This is a genomic window from Vibrio sp. 03_296 (assembly GCF_002265885.1).
The window spans coordinates 1-1,226 of the sequence record NZ_NPKW01000437.1 but is presented as its reverse complement, the minus strand read 5'-3'; the positions used below and the strand labels follow the sequence as shown (position 1 = coordinate 1,226).

Here is a 1,226-nt window from a genome sequence, read left to right as displayed (position 1 = left end):
CAAGAAWKGGGTGCAAACTGGCGTTCGCGTTAAAGCAGACGTACCACTTTCTGAAATGTTCGGCTACATCGGTACTCTACGTACAATGACTTCTGGTCGTGGTCAGTTCTCTATGGAGTTCTCTCACTACTCAGCTTGTCCAAGCAACGTAGCAGAGCAAGTAATTGCTGAAGTTAAAGAGCGTAACGCTAAGAAGTAATTCTTAAGTTAACTCAATAACAATAAAACCCGCAGCTTGCTAGCGGGTTTTTATTGTCTGAGAATCGTAAAAAGGTTTTATGACGAGCCTTTAAAGCTGATGCTATCAGGTGGTGAGTCGGAATGACCGAGTCACATCAAAATTACTCTTCCCACACCACGAGCTTATCTTTTGGCCAATTTTGCCCCACTTCGTGGTATTTCTGTTCCAATGACGTGTCGTTTGATTTTTAACGTTGGCGTTAGGATGCCATTGTCGATACTCCAAGGGTCTTTAATCATCAACACCCCTTTGATCTGCTCGTGCGATTCGAGTTCTGCGTTCATTTTGGCTATCACTACGTTTTKTCGTGCGTTCATAGCGATCGCGATCGAAGTTCGGGAAGTTGTGCGGAACCACCAATAAGATTGGCGCTGGCAAGCCGAGGCCAATCAAACACATCWWTTCTACTCGGCTGTATTCAAAGAGTTTGTTCTCAATAGGGACAGGTGAAACAAACTTGCCTTTGGCCGTTTTAAAGGTGTCTTTCTTACGACCTTGAATGGTGAGATACCCTTCGGCATCCAGTCGACCAATATCGCCAGTGTGTAGCCAGCCTTCTTTATCAAAAGCTTCTTGAGTGGCAATGTCGTTTTTGTAGTATCCAGAAAACAGCCCCTTGCCACGAACCATGATCTCATCATCAGCGGCGATTTGAGCTCAATTACCGGGCCCTGCGTTGCCACCGAGCCTATTTTGTCGGCTCTAAAGGGGTAGTTTAAGGTGCTATAAGCGAACGATTCTGTCATCCCCCAAGCTTCGGTAATATTCAAGCCAACACTGTGATACCACGCGAGCAAGGCAGGAGAAACTGGAGCGGAGCCACAACCTAGCACTCGGGCTTGATCCAAACCAAGGCCATCGGCCAGCTTCTTCTTAATCAAACCACTGACAAATGGGATTTAAGTAGGAAGTTGAGGCGTTTTGGGCAGTTTGTCTTGAATGCGTTGCTGGAATAAGGTCCACAAGCGTGGCACAGAAATAAACA

The 1,226-nt window shown here is 46.3% G+C and carries 1 protein-coding gene and 1 pseudogene; one reads left to right on the top strand and one right to left on the bottom strand.

Annotation, left to right across the window (positions count from 1 at the left end; genetic code table 11):
- A partial coding sequence (locus CIK04_RS25215; protein ID WP_142995015.1) for a hypothetical protein occupies nucleotides 1–199 on the top strand: 199 nt, incomplete at its 5' end.
- A gap of 142 nt (nucleotides 200–341) precedes the next feature.
- On the opposite strand, the pseudogene CIK04_RS25210 reads toward CIK04_RS25215, so the two are convergent.
- Nucleotides 342–1,226: pseudogene (locus CIK04_RS25210) on the bottom strand (AMP-binding protein); the annotation flags it as partial.